The organism is Curtobacterium flaccumfaciens (genome assembly GCF_051548005.1).
Classification (GTDB): domain Bacteria; phylum Actinomycetota; class Actinomycetes; order Actinomycetales; family Microbacteriaceae; genus Curtobacterium.
Window position 1 is genome coordinate 1 of the sequence record NZ_JBPUGH010000073.1, and the last position, 16,169, is coordinate 16,169.

At 72.4% G+C, this 16,169-nt stretch carries 19 protein-coding genes, 2 tRNA genes and 1 riboswitch; of the genes, 11 read left to right on the top strand and 10 right to left on the bottom strand.

The annotated features are described in order from the left end of the window. Positions 1 to 107: 107 nt before the first annotated feature. Positions 108 to 326: a methyltransferase gene (locus ACSW7Y_RS09990; protein ID WP_438126144.1), complete on the bottom strand. Its 219-nt coding sequence runs from the start codon at positions 324 to 326 to the stop codon at positions 108 to 110. 36 nt (positions 327 to 362) lie between these two features. Continuing rightward, positions 363 to 890, bottom strand: a complete 528-nt coding sequence (gene msrA / locus ACSW7Y_RS09995) for a peptide-methionine (S)-S-oxide reductase MsrA (RefSeq protein ID WP_438126145.1) — start codon at positions 888 to 890, stop codon at positions 363 to 365. Positions 891 to 1,089: 199 nt separating this feature from the next. Here msrA and ACSW7Y_RS10000 point away from each other — a divergent pair, with 199 nt between their 5' ends. Both ACSW7Y_RS10000 and ACSW7Y_RS10005 read left to right on the top strand, forming a co-directional pair. Next, the gene (locus ACSW7Y_RS10000) at positions 1,090 to 1,356 is read left to right on the top strand and encodes a hypothetical protein (RefSeq protein ID WP_438126146.1); all 267 of its coding nucleotides are present in this window, start codon (positions 1,090 to 1,092) and stop codon (positions 1,354 to 1,356) included. A 91-nt stretch (positions 1,357 to 1,447) separates the two neighbouring features. Further along, complete coding sequence (locus ACSW7Y_RS10005) at positions 1,448 to 2,734, top strand: hypothetical protein (protein ID WP_438126147.1); 1,287 nt, start codon at positions 1,448 to 1,450, stop codon at positions 2,732 to 2,734. A gap of 58 nt (positions 2,735 to 2,792) precedes the next feature. Here ACSW7Y_RS10005 and ACSW7Y_RS10010 read toward each other — a convergent pair. Beyond that, positions 2,793 to 2,865, bottom strand: a tRNA-Arg gene (locus ACSW7Y_RS10010). 14 nt (positions 2,866 to 2,879) lie between these two features. Beyond that, on the bottom strand, positions 2,880 to 3,440 hold the full coding sequence (locus tag ACSW7Y_RS10015) for an AAA family ATPase (RefSeq protein WP_438126148.1): 561 nt from the start codon (positions 3,438 to 3,440) through the stop codon (positions 2,880 to 2,882). A gap of 109 nt (positions 3,441 to 3,549) precedes the next feature. Here ACSW7Y_RS10015 and ACSW7Y_RS10020 point away from each other — a divergent pair, with 109 nt between their 5' ends. Genes ACSW7Y_RS10020 through ACSW7Y_RS10030 form a run of 3 tightly spaced genes read left to right on the top strand, consistent with a single transcriptional unit; the run spans position 3,550 to position 6,571 of the window. After that, entirely contained in the window at positions 3,550 to 4,308 is a 759-nt protein-coding gene (locus ACSW7Y_RS10020) for a cytidylyltransferase domain-containing protein (protein WP_438126149.1), read from the top strand. Further along, entirely contained in the window at positions 4,305 to 5,177 is an 873-nt protein-coding gene (locus ACSW7Y_RS10025; protein WP_438126150.1) for an N-acetylneuraminate synthase family protein, read from the top strand. The genes ACSW7Y_RS10020 and ACSW7Y_RS10025 overlap by 4 nt, the downstream gene beginning before the upstream one ends. Continuing rightward, entirely contained in the window at positions 5,174 to 6,571 is a 1,398-nt protein-coding gene (locus ACSW7Y_RS10030; RefSeq protein ID WP_438126151.1) for a DUF6716 putative glycosyltransferase, read from the top strand. The genes ACSW7Y_RS10025 and ACSW7Y_RS10030 overlap by 4 nt, the downstream gene beginning before the upstream one ends. On the opposite strand, the gene ACSW7Y_RS10035 is transcribed toward ACSW7Y_RS10030, so the two are convergent. Further along, positions 6,515 to 6,775, bottom strand: a complete 261-nt coding sequence (locus ACSW7Y_RS10035) for a thioredoxin domain-containing protein (RefSeq protein WP_438126152.1) — start codon at positions 6,773 to 6,775, stop codon at positions 6,515 to 6,517. The two genes, ACSW7Y_RS10030 and ACSW7Y_RS10035, sit on opposite strands and share 57 nt — an antisense overlap. Positions 6,776 to 6,803: 28 nt before the next feature. Beyond that, positions 6,804 to 7,094 carry an oligoribonuclease gene (locus ACSW7Y_RS10040; protein WP_438126153.1) on the bottom strand — a complete coding sequence of 97 codons (291 nt, stop codon included), beginning with the start codon at positions 7,092 to 7,094 and terminating at the stop codon, positions 6,804 to 6,806. 61 nt (positions 7,095 to 7,155) lie between these two features. Between ACSW7Y_RS10040 and ACSW7Y_RS10045 the strand changes: the two genes are divergently transcribed. The 6 genes from ACSW7Y_RS10045 (at position 7,156) to ACSW7Y_RS10070 (ending at position 12,234) form a co-directional block, all read left to right on the top strand. Beyond that, a complete protein-coding gene (locus ACSW7Y_RS10045; RefSeq protein ID WP_438126154.1) occupies positions 7,156 to 7,602 on the top strand; it encodes a MarR family winged helix-turn-helix transcriptional regulator in 447 nt (148 codons plus the stop codon). Next, positions 7,599 to 8,837: an MFS transporter gene (locus ACSW7Y_RS10050; RefSeq protein ID WP_438126155.1), complete on the top strand. Its 1,239-nt coding sequence runs from the start codon at positions 7,599 to 7,601 to the stop codon at positions 8,835 to 8,837. Before ACSW7Y_RS10045 ends, ACSW7Y_RS10050 begins: the two co-directional genes overlap by 4 nt. An 85-nt stretch (positions 8,838 to 8,922) precedes the next feature. Next, a complete protein-coding gene (gene orn / locus ACSW7Y_RS10055) occupies positions 8,923 to 9,549 on the top strand; it encodes an oligoribonuclease (RefSeq protein WP_438126156.1) in 627 nt (208 codons plus the stop codon). Between the two features lie 66 nt (positions 9,550 to 9,615). Beyond that, positions 9,616 to 9,691, top strand: a tRNA-His gene (locus ACSW7Y_RS10060). Between the two features lie 88 nt (positions 9,692 to 9,779). Then, a complete protein-coding gene (locus ACSW7Y_RS10065; RefSeq protein WP_438126157.1) occupies positions 9,780 to 11,882 on the top strand; it encodes an acyltransferase family protein in 2,103 nt (700 codons plus the stop codon). Between the two features lie 7 nt (positions 11,883 to 11,889). Beyond that, complete coding sequence (locus ACSW7Y_RS10070) at positions 11,890 to 12,234, top strand: metallopeptidase family protein (RefSeq protein ID WP_438126162.1); 345 nt, start codon at positions 11,890 to 11,892, stop codon at positions 12,232 to 12,234. Positions 12,235 to 12,300: 66 nt separating this feature from the next. On the opposite strand, the gene ACSW7Y_RS10075 is transcribed toward ACSW7Y_RS10070, so the two are convergent. The 4 genes from ACSW7Y_RS10075 to ACSW7Y_RS10090 form a co-directional block, all read right to left on the bottom strand. After that, entirely contained in the window at positions 12,301 to 12,771 is a 471-nt protein-coding gene (locus ACSW7Y_RS10075) for an ATP-binding protein (protein WP_438126158.1), read from the bottom strand. Positions 12,772 to 12,934: 163 nt separating this feature from the next. Beyond that, positions 12,935 to 13,756, bottom strand: a complete 822-nt coding sequence (locus tag ACSW7Y_RS10080) for an energy-coupling factor transporter transmembrane component T family protein (RefSeq protein ID WP_438126159.1) — start codon at positions 13,754 to 13,756, stop codon at positions 12,935 to 12,937. Continuing rightward, complete coding sequence (locus tag ACSW7Y_RS10085; RefSeq protein WP_438126160.1) at positions 13,753 to 15,363, bottom strand: ABC transporter ATP-binding protein; 1,611 nt, start codon at positions 15,361 to 15,363, stop codon at positions 13,753 to 13,755. The genes ACSW7Y_RS10080 and ACSW7Y_RS10085 overlap by 4 nt, the downstream gene beginning before the upstream one ends. Then, positions 15,360 to 16,007, bottom strand: coding sequence for an ECF transporter S component (locus tag ACSW7Y_RS10090; RefSeq protein WP_438126161.1), 648 nt, complete (start codon positions 16,005 to 16,007; stop codon positions 15,360 to 15,362). The genes ACSW7Y_RS10085 and ACSW7Y_RS10090 overlap by 4 nt, the downstream gene beginning before the upstream one ends. Further along, positions 16,002 to 16,111, bottom strand: a riboswitch (TPP riboswitch). (Overlaps the previous gene by 6 nt.) Positions 16,112 to 16,169 lie beyond the last annotated feature (58 nt).

A 16,169-nucleotide genomic window follows, 5' to 3' on the forward strand; every position in this document is an offset into this window, starting at 1 on the left:
GGCCCGGGCCCCGTTCTGTGGATCACTGCGAGCACGAGGCGACCTGTGCAGGAGACGTGCCCCGTGCCTCCAGGCCGGAACGGCTCACCACCCACTCGGAGCGCCCGTCAGTGCGCGCGGAACTCAGGCCGGTCCGCGAGCGGACCCATCGCGGCGTGGACCGCGCTCTTGGCCGAGTCGAGCGACGGGAACACCGAGCCGGTCCCTCGTCGGCCGTAGAGCTCGACGTGGAAGCCGTCCGGCTCGCGGTGGATGCTCCCGACCGCGCCGGCGGGTCCCACCGCCACCCAGGTCGTGGAACCAGCTGTCATCGTGTTGTTCGTCATCGATCGACCACCTCCTCGTGGCCCCGACGCCCGTGGCTAGGACGCCAGGATGTACTGACTGTAGGCCTTGCGGACCTTGTTCACCTTCGGCAGCGCCACCGCGAGGCAGTAGCCCTGGCCGGGGTTCTTCGCGAAGAAGTCCTGGTGGTACTCCTCCGCGCGGTGGAACGTCGAGAGCGGCTCGATCGTCGTCACGACACCGCCGTCCCACATGTCCGACGCACGCTGGATCGCGCGCTCGAAGCGGGCACGTTGCTCGTCGTCCGCCGGGAACATCGCGGACCGGTACTGGGTCCCGACGTCGGCGCCCTGCCGGTTCAGCTGACGCGGGTCGTGCAGGGTGAAGAAGACGTCGAGGACGACGTCCGCCGGGAGCACCGTCTCGTCGAAGGTCACCGCGACGGCCTCGGCGTGACCGGTCGTGCCGGTGCAGACGAGCTCGTAGGTCGGGTCGTCCGTCGTCCCGCCGACGTAGCCGGACACGACGTCCTGCACGCCCTGGAGGGTGCGGTACACCGCGTCGAGGCACCAGAAGCAACCGCCGGCGAGCACGAACGTCGTCATGACCCCACCGTACCGCGCGACCGGTCCGCGACCCCAGGATCGGCGGGCCCGAGCGGTGCTCCGTGGACGAGCGGTTCCTCCACGGGCCCCCGAGCCGGGAGCGGGCTCCACCGACGTCGCCGCGAGGCGCGGCGTGTCGGTGGTCGTCCGTAGCGTCGTCACCACGAACCACGACAACGCACCCGCAGGAGGACACCCCGTGCACACCACGACCGAACCGACCTTCCGGCTCCGCACGGCCTCCGTGGCCCGCAGCCGGGGCGACCTCCGCATCCTCGACGTCCGTGACGACCTCAGCCGCGTCACCCGGGCCAACGGCGAGATCGTCGGCTACGTCGACCGGGTGGACGTCGCCGGTGGCACGGCCTACCGCGCCCGCCGCTACGTCGCGACCGAGCGGCGCTTCGTCGCGTTCCCCGACGTCTGGTCGGCCGACGACGCGGTCGACTGCCTCCGCTGGGGCTGAACGCCGTGGGCGCCGGAGCGCGCACCCGACTGCGCGCCGACCGCACCGTGCTCGACACCGCGAGCACGACAGCGGCGCGGACGACAGCGGCATGGACGACAGCGGCGCGGACGACGTCGCAGCGCCGCGTGACGCGCGGATGCGCGGATCGCCGCACGGCCTCCCCGTCGGCGCCGCACTCGGTCGGTACGGTTCGCGCATGAACTGGTGGAACGACCTGATCGACTGGACCGCGTCGGACGCGGGGTGGCGAGTGCTGTCGGGCGCCGTCAGCCCCTTCGTCGCCATCGTGGTGGCCGGTGTCGTCGCCGCGCTCATCGGCCGCGGCGCGACCAAGCGTGTGGTCTCCCTGCAGGAACGCGAGGCGCGGAACAGCGCCGTCGCGGCCATCATCTCCGCAGCGCGCAAGGCAGCGGTCTGGGGTTCCCTCGGGCACGACGAGCGCGCCTACGCCGACCACCTGGCCGAGGACGCCGACGTGCGGCTCCGGCTCCTACCGGTCAGCGGTGCCCCCACGGCCGCCAACTGGGCCCAGCACGAGATCGCCGACATCAAGAAGAACTCGTCGACGTTCTCCTTCCAGGCGGAGCAGTCGCTCGCCGAGTTCCGCGACCGGCTGCTCGAGTGGCAGGCACGCCCGAACCGCGCCCGCAAGCTGTTCAAGAGCGACCTCGAGCGGTGGAAGTTCGAGAGCCCGGACCCCGACGCCGAGCTCGTGAAGCGCCAGCAGGACTGGAACGCCGACCAGGTCTCGGCGCGACCGATCGACGCACCCGCCGCCACCCCGACCACCACGTCCCTCCGGCCGTCCACCCCGTCGGCGAACACCCCGTCCCCCGCCGGCCAGGCCACCTCCGCCGGCCTGGTCGCCACCGCGGCGACGACCCCGCTCGGCGACGGAGTGACGCGCCCGTACGGCGACGTGACCGGTTCGCCGCAGCAGCCGCCGGTGCGCCCGACGCTCGGCTCGCCTGCGTCCCGTCCGGTGTCGGCACCGGCGACGGTCACGCGCGGCCCGGCCGACGCCGACACACCCACCACCGACGCACGGACCGCCGACGCACGCGCCGCCGAGACTCGCGTCATCGAGGAGACACGCGGCGACGACGAGACCGGCGTGGTGGACGAGACCGATGCCGCGCGTCCGGGCCAGCGCGACCGCGAGGTCCCGCCGCCGGTGGCCCGTCCGACCGCTGCCGACGCGCACGTGAACCGTCCGGCATCGACCGTGACGTCCCCGAGCACCAGGTCCGTGCCGACCCGCGTCGAGGGTGCGCCGGCCGAACCGGCGGACGCACACGAGACCGACGAGGCACCGTACACGCAGCCGATCAGCGCCAACGAGATCCGACGCCGGTCCTCGGACGACGACGACTGAGGCGCAGGAGCACCGCGTGGAGGCCGCCACCCGACGGGGTGGCGGCCTTCGTCGTCGGTGCCCCCGGCAGGAATCGAACCCGCGGCACGGTGGGTAGAAACCACCTGCTCTATCCACTGAGCTACGGAGGCGGACGGCGACGATTCTAGACCGAGGGCCGCTCCAGCCGCTGGACGAACACGTCGACCTCGCGCTGTGAGCGGAGGTGCACGATGCGCAGGTGGGGCGCCGACCGCTCGAGGGGCGGCACGCGCTGCCGGGTCGCGTTCCTGGTCGAGATGCCCCAGCGGAGGATGTGCTCCCGATCGGTGAAGAACGTCCAGAGCGGCGGCTCGACGTTGCCGTTCCAGAGCTCGACCCGGCGGAGGCGTCGGCGGAGGGTCCGACGGAACAGCCGCCAGAGCGCGACCCGGGTCGGCAGGTCCACCCACACGAGGGTGTCGGCTCGCTCGACGAGCAGCTCGCGCACCGGGCCGTACATCCACTCGGTCACCCACGCCGGCCCGCTCGAGAACCGCTCGACGTCCTGGACGAAGGTGGGCCGCGGCTCCCAGTCCGGACCGTGGAAGAGCGCGTCGATCTCGGTGTGCGGCAGGCCCGAGGCCGAGGCGATGCGGCGGGCGGTGGTCGTCTTCCCGACGCCCGACACCCCGGCGACCAGGACACGACGCGGGGCTGGGTCGAGGACGTCGGCGGCGGAGAGCACCGCACGACGGTAGCGGACGGCGCGCCACCCCCGCTGGTTCCTGAGTGTTCCCACTGGTGACCCCCTCGCGTTCGCCTGGGCGACACCCGCCGTCCCTAGCGTCCGACGCATGCACTCCGTGGGTCGTGTCCTCGCCGTCGTCCCGGCACGCGCCGGTTCGAAGGGCATCCCGGGGAAGAACCTCCGCCGGGTGGGCGGCCGCAGCCTGGTCGCGCGAGCGGTCGACGCCGCACTGGCGACGCCGTCCGTGGACACGGTCGTGGTGTCCACCGACGGTCCGGACATCGCCGACGAGGCCCGCGCCGCCGGCGCCCGCGTGCTGCACCGCCCGGCCGACCTCGCCGGCGACACCGCGTCGAGCGAGTCCGCGCTGCTGCACGTGCTCGACGTCCTCGAGCGGATGCACGACGAGGTGCCCGAGGTCCTCGTGTTCCTGCAGGCGACGTCGCCGTTCACCGACCCGGCAGACCTTGAGTCCGCGGTCCGACGCGTGCTCGAGGGCGGCGCGGACGTGGTGTTCGCCGGAGCGCCCTCGCACGCCTTCCTCTGGCGGGTCGAGGCGGACGGTCGCGCCGTCGCGGTGAACCACGACGCGTCGGTCCGGCCGCGGCGTCAGGACCGCGATCCCGAGTTCCGGGAGACGGGCGCCTTCTACGTCCTCCACGTCGACGGGTTCCGCCGGCACCGGCACCGCTTCTTCGGACGGGTGGAGCTGGCGGTCGTCGACGCGGCGACCGCCGTCGACATCGACGACGAGGCCGACCTCGGCACGGCCGAGGCGATCGCGACGACGCGACCGGACGCAGACGGCTCCGCACACCTCCCCGTCCCCGTCCCCGCATCCACCGAAGCACCAGGAGCACCATGACCGTCACCATCGGCACGTCCACGATCGGCGCGGGCCACCCCGCGTACCTCATCGGCGAGATCGGCCTCAACCACAACGGCGACGTCGACATCGCCAAGCGGCTCATCGACGTCGCCGCCGACGCCGGCCTGCAGGCGGTGAAGTTCCAGAAGCGGACGCCGGAGATCTCCACGCCGGAGCACATGAAGCAGACGCCGCGTTCGACGCCGTGGGGCGAGATGACCTACCTCGAGTACCGGTACCGCGTCGAGTTCGACCGAGAGCAGTACATCGCGATCGGCGACCACGCCACCCTCCGCGGCCTCGACTGGTTCGCCTCCCCGTGGGACGTCCCCTCGGTCGCGTTCCTCGAGGACCTGAACGTCGTCGCGTACAAGATCGCCTCGGCGTCGGTCACCGACCTCGAGCTCCTCACCGCCGTGGCCGCGACCGACAAGCCGGTGATCCTGTCCACCGGCATGTCCACGCTCGAGCAGATCGACCGCGCCGTCGCGACGCTCGGCACCGACCGGCTCGTCCTCATGCACGCCACGTCGACGTACCCGCTCCCGCCCGAGGAGGCGAACCTCCGCATGATCGACACCCTCGCCCTCCGGTACGCGGGCGTCCCGGTCGGCTACTCGGGGCACGAGCCCGGCCTGCAGATCTCGATCGCGGCCGTCGCCCTCGGCGCGACCGCCCTCGAACGCCACATCACGCTCGACCGGACCATGTGGGGCTCCGACCACGCGGCATCCCTCGAGCCGCACGGGCTCGCGACGCTCGCGCGCGACGTGCGGATCATCGAGACCGCGCTCGGCGACGGCGTGAAGCGCGTGTTCCCCGGCGAGGAGGCGCCCCTCGCCAAGCTCCGCCGGGTGGTCGCGTGACGCAGACCTCGGGTTCCCCGACGATCGGCCTGGAGGCACGGCACACCTCCGCGACGACGACCCGCCTCCGGCGCGTGGTCGGCCTGGTCGACACGGACTCCTTCGCCAAGTGGGGCGCGCACCTGCTCGCGGCCGCACCCGAGCACTGGGACCTCGAGCTGGTGGTCGTGCGGACCCCGCGGACGGCGAGTACGGCGCAACTCGGCGCCGCGTTCCGGGGGCTCGACCGGCGCCTGGCCGCGCTGGCCTCGCGTCCGCCGGCACCGACGGACGTCGACGCGATCATCGACCGCCTGCGAACGGACCCGCCGGACGCGGTGCTCGTGTCCCTGATCGGACCGGTCGCGGAGCTCGTGATCGACCAGGTGCACCGGCGGGTGCCGGACCGGCCCGTACTCCTCACCGGCCTCCCGGGCATCTCCTTCCCGGCGAAGTGGAAGGGGCTGTTCTTCCGTGCCCGGGCCGACCTCTTCGTCCTGCACAGCCACCGCGAGGTCCGGGCGTACGAGGAGCTCGCCGTGGGCGGCGGCCTCGTGCCCGCGTTCGCCCTCGCCACCCTCCCGTTCGCGCGACCGACGGCCGAGCGCAGCGCGCGGACCGAGGGCACGACGACCGCCCGTGACTCGGTCGTGTTCGCGGCCCAACCGAGCGTCCCGGCCGACCCGGTCGACCGACGGCGCATCGTGCAGTGGCTCGCCGCGACCGCTGCGACCCACCCGGAGTGGCGGGTCGTGATCAAGGTCCGCGCGACCGCGGGCGAGCAGCAGACCCACCGCGAGCAGTACCCCTACGCCGACCTCATCCCGCAGGACGCCCCGGCGAACCTCGTGGTCGAGACGGGCCCGATGGCCGAGCACCTCGAACGCGCGGTCGCCCTCGTCACGGTGAGCTCGACCGCCGTCCTCGAGGCCGTCAGCGCCGGCGTGCCCGCCCTCACCCTCACGGACTTCGGCGTCGCCCCGCACCTCATCAACGAGGTCTTCGTGGGCAGCGGACTCCCGGGTGACGCGTCGGACCTGGTGGCGGGCCGGTTCCGGACCGTCCGCCCCGAGTGGATGCGGGACAACCACTTCCACCCCGCGTCGGACGACGACTGGGCGGCGCAGGCCGAGGAGCTCATGCGGCGACGGGATGCCGGTGCCCTGCAGGACCGTCCGGCAGCCCGGCGCAGCCGGGGTGGCGCGCTCCGTCGGGCCTGGGAACGGAAGACCGCGCTCGGGCGGGACGACCGCTCGGCGCTGGGCGTCGTGGCGCTGGTGATCGGGACACCCGTCCGCGGGACGAAACAGCTCGCCAGGAAGGTGATCCGTGCCTCCAGGCCGGGCCGGTCCGACGGACTAGAGCGCCTTCGCGACCGCGACCAGCAACTGGTCGCGCGTCGGGACGCCGGTTGAGCGGAACACCTCGGTACCGTCCTCACGCCGCACGATGATCGTGGGCGTCGAACGGATGCCGAGGCGCTCCGCATCGTCCGGACGGGACGCGACGTCCCGCTCGACGACCGTCAGGACCGGGACGAGCGCCGTCGCCTCGGCGGCGACGCGACGCGCAGCGGCGCACGGCGCGCAGAAGGCGGAAGTCCAGAGGTCGAGTCGCACGACGGAGCCAACGCCGCGCGTCGTCCGTCTACTCCCGGTCGAACTCGCCGGAACGGTCGCCGCGGTCCTGGAGGTCGTCCACCGGGTCGGAGTCGGACGGGTCGTAGGTGTACTCGCCGGAGGTCTGGTCGAGCACCTGGCGCGACTTGGTGAGGCGGTAGGCGAAGGCGGTCTGGAGGCCCTCGACGTCGGCGTAGACGGTGATCTCGTCGTCCAGCGAATCACCCGTGGCGGTGCGGGTGTCGGTCGTGCCGTCGAAGGGGCCGCCGTGGAAGATCGCGGTGTACTCGTCACCCTCGGAGATCGTGATGTCACTCATGCATCCCTTGTACCAGGGCACACCTGTTGACTGATCCATAGCATGGCTATATAGTTCAGCTATGGAAACATCCCGCGAGCAGACGGTCGAGACGCTCCTCGTCTCCGTGAACCGGTTGATCCGCACCGCCGTCCGGTCCACCGGCAACACGACCTCCCCCGCGGTCTGGCGCACGCTCGGCATCCTCGAGACCGACCAGCCGCTCCGCCTCGGCGAGCTCGCCGAGGCGTCCCGGGTCGCACAACCCACGATGACCCGCCTCGTCGCCGGCATGCTCGACGACGGCCTGGTCTCACGCACCGTGGACCCCGACGACTCGCGGGGCCAGCTCATCACGATCACGGACGCCGGGCGCGACCGCCTCGTCGCCTGGCGCGCCACCCTCACGCGGACGGTCGGGCCGCTCTTCGCCGACCTCACCGACGACGAGTGGGACGCGCTGCACGAAGCAGCCGCCGTCATCGCCGCCCGCAGCGCCACCACCACACGAACGGAGATCACCGCGTGAACGCCCACGCACCCGCCGCCTCCGGCAGCATCCTGAAGCAGTCCTCCGCGGTCTGGGCCATCGCCTTCGCCTGCGTCGTCGCCTTCATGGGCATCGGCCTCGTCGACCCCATCCTCCCCGCGATCGCCTCGTCCCTCAAGGCCACGGCGGCGCAGACCGAGCTGCTCTTCACGAGCTACCTCGCCGTCACGGGCGTCGCGATGTTCTTCACCAGCTGGGTGTCGAGCCGGATCGGGCCGAAGAACACCCTGCTCATCGGCCTCGCGCTGATCGTGGTGTTCTCGGTGCTCGCCGCCACGTCGAACAGCGTGTGGAGCATCATCGACTTCCGCGCCGGCTGGGGCCTCGGCAACGCGCTCTTCATCTCGACCGCCCTCGCGACCATCGTCGGGGCGGCGTCCGGTGGCACCGCATCGGCGATCATCCTGTACGAGGCGGCGCTCGGCCTCGGCATCGCGATCGGACCGCTCGTCGGCGGCCTGCTCGGCAACGTCAGCTGGCGCGGACCGTTCTTCGGCGTCACGACGCTCATGGCCATCGCGTTCATCGCCATCGTGACGCTGCTGAAGACGTCCGGCATCGAGAAGCCGACGCCGACGAAGCTGTCCGCCCCGTTCCGCGCCCTCGGCCGGCCGGCCCTCGCGGCCCTCGCCGTGACCGCGCTGTTCTACAACATCGGCTTCTTCGTCCTGCTGGCGTACACGCCCTTCCCGCTCGGGTTCGGCGCAATCGGGATCGGGTTCACGTTCTTCGGCTGGGGTGTCGGACTCGCGATCACGTCGGTCTGGGTGGCGCCGATGCTCACCGCACGCCTCCGGCGGACGACCGTGCTGAAGATCGCACTCCCGCTGCTCGCGCTCGATCTGTTCGCCGCGGCCGTGGTCGTGTCGTCGCAGGTCGGCTTGATCATCTGCGTCATCATCGGCGGCCTCGTGCTCGGCGTGCTCAACACCGTCCTGACCGAGTGCGTCATGGAGGCGACGGACCTCCCCCGCTCCGTGGCCTCCAGCGCGTACTCCGCCGTGCGGTTCATCGGCGGCGCGATCGCACCGCCCGTGGCGACCCTGCTGGCCGACGCCATCGCGCCGAGCGCCGCCTACGTGTTCGCCGGGGCATCGGTCGCGGTCGCTTTCGTGGTCGTCGCCGCCACGACCCGCGTCCTGCGCCGTGTGGACGACGGTCCCGAGTCGGAGCGGGTCGAGGCCGAGGCGGTCACCGCCGGCGAGATGGTCTGACGCTCGACCGCACCGTGAGGACGCCGGGACGGCTCCGCCACCACCCGTGGCGGGGCCGTCCGTGCACGGGACTAGGATCGAGGACATGGCAACTGCGAACGACCGCCTCGTCTGGATCGACTGCGAGATGACGGGCCTCGACCTCGCGGTCGACGAACTCGTCGAGGTGGCCGTCGTCATCACCGACTTCGACCTCGTGCCCGTGCACCCCGGCTTCGACATCGTGATCAAGCCGGACCAGTCCGCACTCGACAACATGAACGAGTTCGTCACGAACATGCACACGACCTCGGGTCTCATCGAGGAGATCCCGGACGGCGTGAGCCTGGCCGACGCCGAGTACCAGGTGCTCGAGTACATCCTCACGCACGTCCCGGCCGAGGGCTCCGCTCCCCTGGCCGGCAACACCATCGGTACCGACCGGGCGTTCCTCACCAAGTACATGCCCCGGGTGGACAACCACCTGCACTACCGGAGCGTCGACGTGTCGAGCATCAAGGAGCTGTGCCGACGCTGGTTCCCGCGCGTGTACTTCAACGCGCCGGAGAAGCACGGCGGCCACCGTGCCCTGGCCGACATCCTCGAGTCGATCCGCGAGCTCGAGTACTACCGCCGCGCGGGCTTCGTCCCCGAGCCGGGCCCGTCCACCGAGGACGTCCGAGCCGTCCAGGCCGAGGTCGTCGCGAAGTGGGAGCCGCGCCTGGCGCAGTAGTGGTCGGACGGGCCCGCGGCATGTACTACTATTGAGTGGTCGCGCCGGTCACCCGGTCCGAACATGGTGGATATAGCTCAGTTGGTAGAGCGCCTGGTTGTGGTCTAGGAGGTCGCGGGTTCGAGACCCGTTATTCACCCCACGACGAAGAGCCCCGGTCCAATGACCGGGGCTCTTCGCGTTCCCGGCTCGGCTTGTGCTGCCATCTGATACTTCAGTATCGTCGGGCCATGGTGTCCTCCAGCAGCTCGGCGACGACGAAACGGCTCGACATCCAGGGGCTGCGTGCCGTCGCGGTGGGCCTCGTCGTGCTCGAGCACGTCACGGGGAACCCGATCGGCGGGTTCATCGGCGTCGACGTGTTCTTCGTCATCTCCGGCTTCCTGATCACGTCGCTCCTGCTCGCCGAGCACGACCGGCGCGGCCGGATCTCGTTGGTGGCGTTCTACCGCCGCCGGATCCGCCGGCTCATGCCCGCCGCCGTGGTCGTGATCGCCGCCACCCTGGCGAGCGTCGTGCTGCTCGTACCGCAGCGCGCGGCCCAGTCGTTCGCCGACGCCACGTGGAGCCTGGCGTTCCTGGCGAACTGGCACTTCGCCGACCAGCAGACCGACTACTTCGCCGCCGACGGCCCGGAGTCGCCCTTCCAGCACTTCTGGTCGCTCTCGGTCGAGGAGCAGTTCTACCTCGTCGTCCCGGTCGTCCTGGTGGCCACGCTCGCCATCCGGACGACGAAGGCTCCGCGCGCCCTGGCGATGGTCGTCCTGTCCACCGCGGTCATCGCTTCTGCCGTCATGGCCCTGGCCGAGACCGGTACCGATCCCACGAGTGCGTACTTCTCGACGACGGCCCGTGCGTGGGAACTCGGCACGGGGAGTCTGCTCGCGTTCGGGACGGCCTCGTGGCGCCGCCTGCCGATGTGGGTCGGACGGATCCTCTCCTGGGCCGGACTGACCGGAGTGGTGGTGTCGGCGTTCGTCATCACGGGGCAGGAGGACTTCCCGGGCCCGTTGGCCGCCGTGCCCGTGGTCGCGACGGCGATGATCCTCGTGGGCGGCGCTCGTGGGACCTCGAGCGAGGTCGCCGTGCTCCGCGCTCGTCCGTTCGTGTGGCTCGGCAACATCAGCTACCCCCTGTACCTGTGGCACTTCCCCGTGCTGGTCGTGATCGGCGCGGTCGACCCGAGTGCTGTCTGGTGGACCTTCCCGCTCAGCATCGCGCTCGCGTCCGTCACCCACCACCTGGTCGAGCGACCGAGTGCCCTCGCGCCGCTCGCGCTCTGGGACCGCCGCGAACGCAGCAGGTTCCGAGCCGCGCTCCTGGCAGAGCGGCGATCGCTCCGGGCGAACGCGATCGGCGCGGCCCTCGTCGCCACCGTCGTCCTCACGTTGGTCGCGACGGAACGTGTCCGACCGATCGACGTGCCGACGGTGCCGCTCGCCGCGCCCGGATCGACGGCACCCACGGCCCCCGGGCAGGATGACCAGCCGCACCTCGAAGCGCTCCGCGGCAGCGTGCTCGAGGCGCTGTCGGCGACCTCGTGGCCCGAACTGGAAGGCGGACCGGTCTCCGACCTGGTCGGGACGACGCATCCGGAGTGTGGGCGGCTCTCCCCCGCTCCGGCTCCGGACGTCTGCACGTTCGGTGCTCCGACTGCGGAGCGCACACTCATGCTCGTCGGCGACTCGACCGCCGTGCACTGGATCGACGGGTACGTGCGGTTGCAGGACGGCGGACCGCTCGCCGGGTGGCGCATCGTCACGCGGACCGCGTTCGGCTGCCCGTTCATCGACGAGTCCATCGGAGGACCGGACGCCGACGACTGCGCCGCGTTCCGGCGCGCGACGCTCGACCAGGTCGCCGACGTGCGGCCCGACGTCCTCGTCATCACGAACACGTTCGCCGCATCCGAGGCCCGTGGCGGCGGGGAGCAGCTGTCCGACTCGCAGTGGTCCGAGGCGACCCACCGGTACGTCGCCGCCACGAGAGGATCGGTCGGGAAGGTCGTGCAGGTCGCGCCGCCGCCCGCGGGCAAGAGCATCCAGAACTGCTACGGCGTCGGCGGCACCCCGTCCGCGTGCACCACCGAGACGTCGTCGGCGTGGAAGGCCAGGCTCGCGGCACTGAGCGCAGCAGCGACCGAGGGCGAGGTCGTGCTCGACACGCGGCCGCTCTTCTGTGTCGCCGACACCTGCCCGGCGTTCGTCGAGCGGACGATCGTGAAGAAGGACTTCGTCCACCTGACGAGTGCCTACGCCGAGAAGAGCGCGCCCGCCTTGGGCGAGCTGCTGCAGTCGCGGTCAGTGTTCGAGGACGCACCGGTGGGAGGATGACCCCGTGATGGACATGTCCGCCGACGACTTCGAGCAGCTGGTGTCCGACGAGCTCGACCGGCTGCCGGACGACATGCTCGAGGGCCTCGACAACGTCGCCTTCGTCGTCGAGGACGCCCCGGAGGACGGTTCCGACCTGTTCGGCGTGTACGACGGGGTGGCGGCGACCGAACGAGGCCAGTACGGGTTCGGCGAACTCCCCGACCGCATCGTGGTCTTCCGAGCAGCGCATCTTGCCGAGTGCGACACCGAGGACGATCTCCGCGACGAGGTGCACACGACCCTCGTGCACGAGATCGGGCACTACTACGGAATCGACGACGAGCGGCTGCACGAGCTCGGCTGGGCCTGACCCGCGACGCAGGCACGAGCGGCGCAGGGAGGAGCGGCGCAGGGAGGAGCGGCGCGCGCGGCGGGCTCAGGTCCGGATGACCACGTCGGCAAGGGACGCCGGATCCTCGGCCGTGATGAACGCCCGCTCCTGCGCCGCCCACCGGTCCCACTCGCGGGCGAAGACCTCGCCGTCGCGACGGATCGCCCGGTGCCGTCGTTCGTCGTCGTCCGCCTCCAGCCACACCCGCAGGTCAGCCATCGGTGCGGATGTCCGGGACAGCGCGCCGCACCCTTCGACGACGACCGGCAGCGTCGGGTCGACCGCTGTCCATCCGGCCGGTGCGGAGGTCGTCCAGTCCCATCGTCGGTAGCCCGACGGCGGGCCGAGGACGTCGGTCGTGACCGCGTCCGCTGCAGCACGGAGCCCGTCCCACCCCGGGTAGACGTCGTCGAGGTGGACGACCTGGGCGTCGAGTCGTTCGGCGAGCGCGTCGGCGAGCGTGGTCTTGCCCGTCCCCGACCGCCCGTCGAGCAGCACTACGATGCGAACGCCCACCGGGCTCGCAGCGCGCGCGTGCGCTGCGAGCGACGCGGCCAGCCCGCCGACCGATTCCAGCGCGCCAGCCGACCCCAGCCCGCCAGCCGACCCCAGCCCGCCGACCGACTCCAGCGCGCCAGCCGACACTGCCGGGGCGACCCGCGCCTCCCGGCCGTCGCCGTCAGGCACGCCAGGTCCCCGCCGCGATCGCGACCGCGGTGGCGACCGCCCCGATCCCGACGAGCATCGCGACCATCGCCCACTCCGGGCCCGCGAAGCGCGCCGGTCGCGCCCAGGTCCGTCGTCCGGGCGCCCCGAACCCCCGCGACTCCATCGCGACCGCGAGGGTGGTCCCCCGCCGGAGCGCGAGCACGAGCAGCGCGAAGGCCATCGACGCCGCGCGGCGGATCCGGCCGGTGTCCGCGAGTCCGCGGGCTCGGCGGGCCATCGCCAGCTGTCGCCAGTCGTCACCGAGGAGGGTGACCATCCGCACCGCCGCGAGCGCCCCGAGCACGAACCGGGCGGGGAGGCGGAGCACCTGGGCGAGCCCGTCCGCGAGGTCGGTCGGGTCGGCGCGGATGAACAGCACGACCCCCGGGATGCCGATCGCGAGCACCCGGAGCGCGGTCGCGAGCGCGAGCGTCAGGGAGCCGTCGGTGACGTGCGCGAAGCCGAGGTCGAACCACTCCCGTCCGGAGGGCCGACCGTACAACGCGATGCTCAGCGCCGTGAGCGGCACCGCGAGGAGCACGGGCGAGGTCCGGAGCAGCAGCGTGCGCGGGGGGATGCGGAGGAGCGGCAGGAGCGCGAGCTCGAGCCCGAGGGCGACGGCGGCGGAGACGACGTCGAGGCTCAGGACGAGGAACACCCCGAGGCCGAGGACCCCGAGGAGCGAGGCGACGGGCTGGACGCCGCTGATCCCGCGGACGGCGGCTGGTGGCAGGGGCCGGCCGGGAGGCACGGGTGGTGTCCGGCGTGCGGGCGCGGTCGACTGGGCGGTCACCGCGGCACCCCCTGGGCCGTCGGTGCCGTCGGTGCGGTCGGTGCGGTCGGTGCCGTAGGTGCGGTCGGTGCCGTCGGTGCCGTCGGTGCCGTCGGTGCCGTCGCGTCGTCGGACCGCGCGGCCGAGACTCGGGTCACGCCGTCGGCGGCGAGCACCACCTCGTCGGCGTCGAGCGCCCGGACGAGGTCGCGGTCGTGCGTCACCGCGACGATCGCGGTGCCCGCGTCGGCGAGGGCACCGAGGTGCTGCACGACGGACTCCCACGTGGCGCGGTCCTGACCTGACGTCGGCTCGTCGAGGACGACGACCGGGGGACGGCTCGCGACGACCGCGGCGATCGCGAGCCGCCGCTGTTCTCCGCCGGACAGGGTGAACGGGTTCGCGTCCGCGAGGTGGGCGAGGCCGAACTCGTCGAGCAGCTCGGCGACCCGTTCGTCGACGCCGTCCTGGTCGAGGGCTCGTGGGCCGGCGGCGAGTTCCTCGCGGACGGTCCGCGCGACGAACTGGTGCTCGGGGTCCTGGAACACCGTGCCGATCCGCGCCGCGAGGGCTCGGCTCGACCACGCGTGCGGGGCGGTACCGATCCCGGCGTCCCCGGCGAGCTCGGTCGCGGCCGTCAGCGTGCCGTCCGTGGGACGGAGGAGTCCGGCGAGCGTCAGGCCGAGCGTCGACTTGCCGATGCCGTTCGGCCCCGTGACGGCGACGACGTGCCCGGACCGCACCGCGAGGTCGATGCCCCTCCCGACGGGCTGTCGCCGGCCGCGCGCGGTCCCGAGGCGTGCGGCGCGCAGGAGTTCCCTCGGGGTTCCGTGACGGTCGTGCCGGGCGCTCCCCCGGCCGGGCTCGGCACCGGGGACCCACACGCCGGCAGCCGTCAGCGCGACACCGTGCAACGCGAGCACCGTCTCGGGAGTCCCGTCCGCGACGACGCCACCACCCGGTTCGAGCAGCACCAGCCGGTCGACGAGGTCGAGCCACGTGCCGATGCGGTGCTCGACGACGAGCAGGGTGGCGCCGGTCGCGTCGAGCAGCACGCGGACGGCGTCGTGGACCTGCGCGACGCCCGACGGGTCGAGGTTCGCGCAGGGTTCGTCGAGGACGAGGGCCCCTGGTTGCATGGCGAGGACCCCGGCCAGCGCGAGTCGCTGCCGCTGCCCGCCGGAGAGCTGCGCAGTGCTGCGGTCGAGCGGCAGGTCGAGGCCGACGACCTCCAAGGCGGTCGCGACACGGTCCCAGGTCTCCTCGCGCGGGACGCCGAGGTTCTCGCAGCCGAACGCCACGTCGTCGCCGATGCGTGCCATGACGGTGTGCGCCTCGGGGTCCTGCATGACGAGGCCGACCCGGCCGCGGGCGTCCCGGGGGTCGGTACCGTCGACGAGCAGGGTCCCCTCGACCTCGGCGGCGGTGTCGTCGATCGCGTCGGGTTCGTCCGGGAGCACGGCGGCCACGGCCCGGAGCAACGTGGACTTCCCGGCGCCGGACGGGCCGACGACCGCCACCCGTTCACCGGGCTCGACGACGAGGTCGACACCTCGGACGGCCCACTGCTCGCGTTCCGGGTAGCGCCAGCCCCAGTCCTCGAACGCGATCCGGGCGGCGGCGGTCACCGGCCGGAGCGCCGGCTGTGCTCGCGACCGGCGGCGAACGCCGACAGCACACCGGTGCGGGCGAGCGCCCGGACCAGGAACCACGAGCCGAGACCGGCGATCACCGCGCCGGAGATGACGGCACAGACGATGTAGACGACCTTGAACCCGAGCGCGTAGCCGGGGTACCAGAGGATCGAGTCGTTGATGCCGAGGGCGAGGCCGGCTGCGGCGCCGGCGAGCGCGACGACCGGCAGGCGGTACACCCGGTAGAGGAAGAGCGCGAGCACGAGCTCGGCGCCGAGCCCCTGCACGAGTCCCGCCTCGAGCGTCCCCCAGCCCCACTGGGTGCCGAAGAGTGCCTCCACGGACGCCGCGACGATCTCGCCGTAGAGCGCGGCGCCGGGCTTCCGGACGACGATGGCGACGACGGGTCCGGCCAGCAGCCACACGCCGCCGAACAGCGCCTGGGTGCCGGGGAGCACGAGCGTCATCGCCGCGCTGAGCGGCTCGTAGGGGAACTCCCAGACCTTGAACACGACGCCGAGTGCGACGGCGAGGACGCTGGCGACGACGATGTCGACGACCCGCCAGCGCAGCGAGCGCTTCGGGGCCGGTGCCGTCGAGCCGGTGGACGGAACGGTTGACTGGATGCGCGAAGGCATGGTGGTGACTCCTCCCTGCGCCGGCATGATCCGGATCAGGTTCGACGGTCGGAGCGCCGTTCGCTCCCTCTCAGCCCGGTGACCGGACTCCCGTGTGTGTGCCAGCAGTGTACTGCGGGCACGGCCCGCGGTGCGCGCGGTGCGCGCAGGACGGCCGGGAGG

Bases quoted from the DNA above. Each gene is read 5' to 3' on its own strand.
- ACSW7Y_RS10090 (WP_438126161.1), bottom strand. From the start codon at position 16,007: ATGCCTTCGCGCATCCAGTCAACCGTTCCGTCCACCGGCTCGACGGCA.
- ACSW7Y_RS10070 (WP_438126162.1), top strand. From the start codon at position 11,890: ATGGACATGTCCGCCGACGACTTCGAGCAGCTGGTGTCCGACGAGCTC.
- ACSW7Y_RS09990 (WP_438126144.1), bottom strand. From the start codon at position 326: ATGACGAACAACACGATGACAGCTGGTTCCACGACCTGGGTGGCGGTG.
- ACSW7Y_RS10065 (WP_438126157.1), top strand. From the start codon at position 9,780: ATGGTGTCCTCCAGCAGCTCGGCGACGACGAAACGGCTCGACATCCAG.
- ACSW7Y_RS10025 (WP_438126150.1), top strand. From the start codon at position 4,305: ATGACCGTCACCATCGGCACGTCCACGATCGGCGCGGGCCACCCCGCG.
- orn (WP_438126156.1), top strand. From the start codon at position 8,923: ATGGCAACTGCGAACGACCGCCTCGTCTGGATCGACTGCGAGATGACG.
- ACSW7Y_RS10020 (WP_438126149.1), top strand. From the start codon at position 3,550: ATGCACTCCGTGGGTCGTGTCCTCGCCGTCGTCCCGGCACGCGCCGGT.
- msrA (WP_438126145.1), bottom strand. From the start codon at position 890: ATGACGACGTTCGTGCTCGCCGGCGGTTGCTTCTGGTGCCTCGACGCG.
- ACSW7Y_RS10045 (WP_438126154.1), top strand. From the start codon at position 7,156: ATGGAAACATCCCGCGAGCAGACGGTCGAGACGCTCCTCGTCTCCGTG.
- ACSW7Y_RS10005 (WP_438126147.1), top strand. From the start codon at position 1,448: ATGGACGACAGCGGCGCGGACGACGTCGCAGCGCCGCGTGACGCGCGG.
- ACSW7Y_RS10040 (WP_438126153.1), bottom strand. From the start codon at position 7,094: ATGAGTGACATCACGATCTCCGAGGGTGACGAGTACACCGCGATCTTC.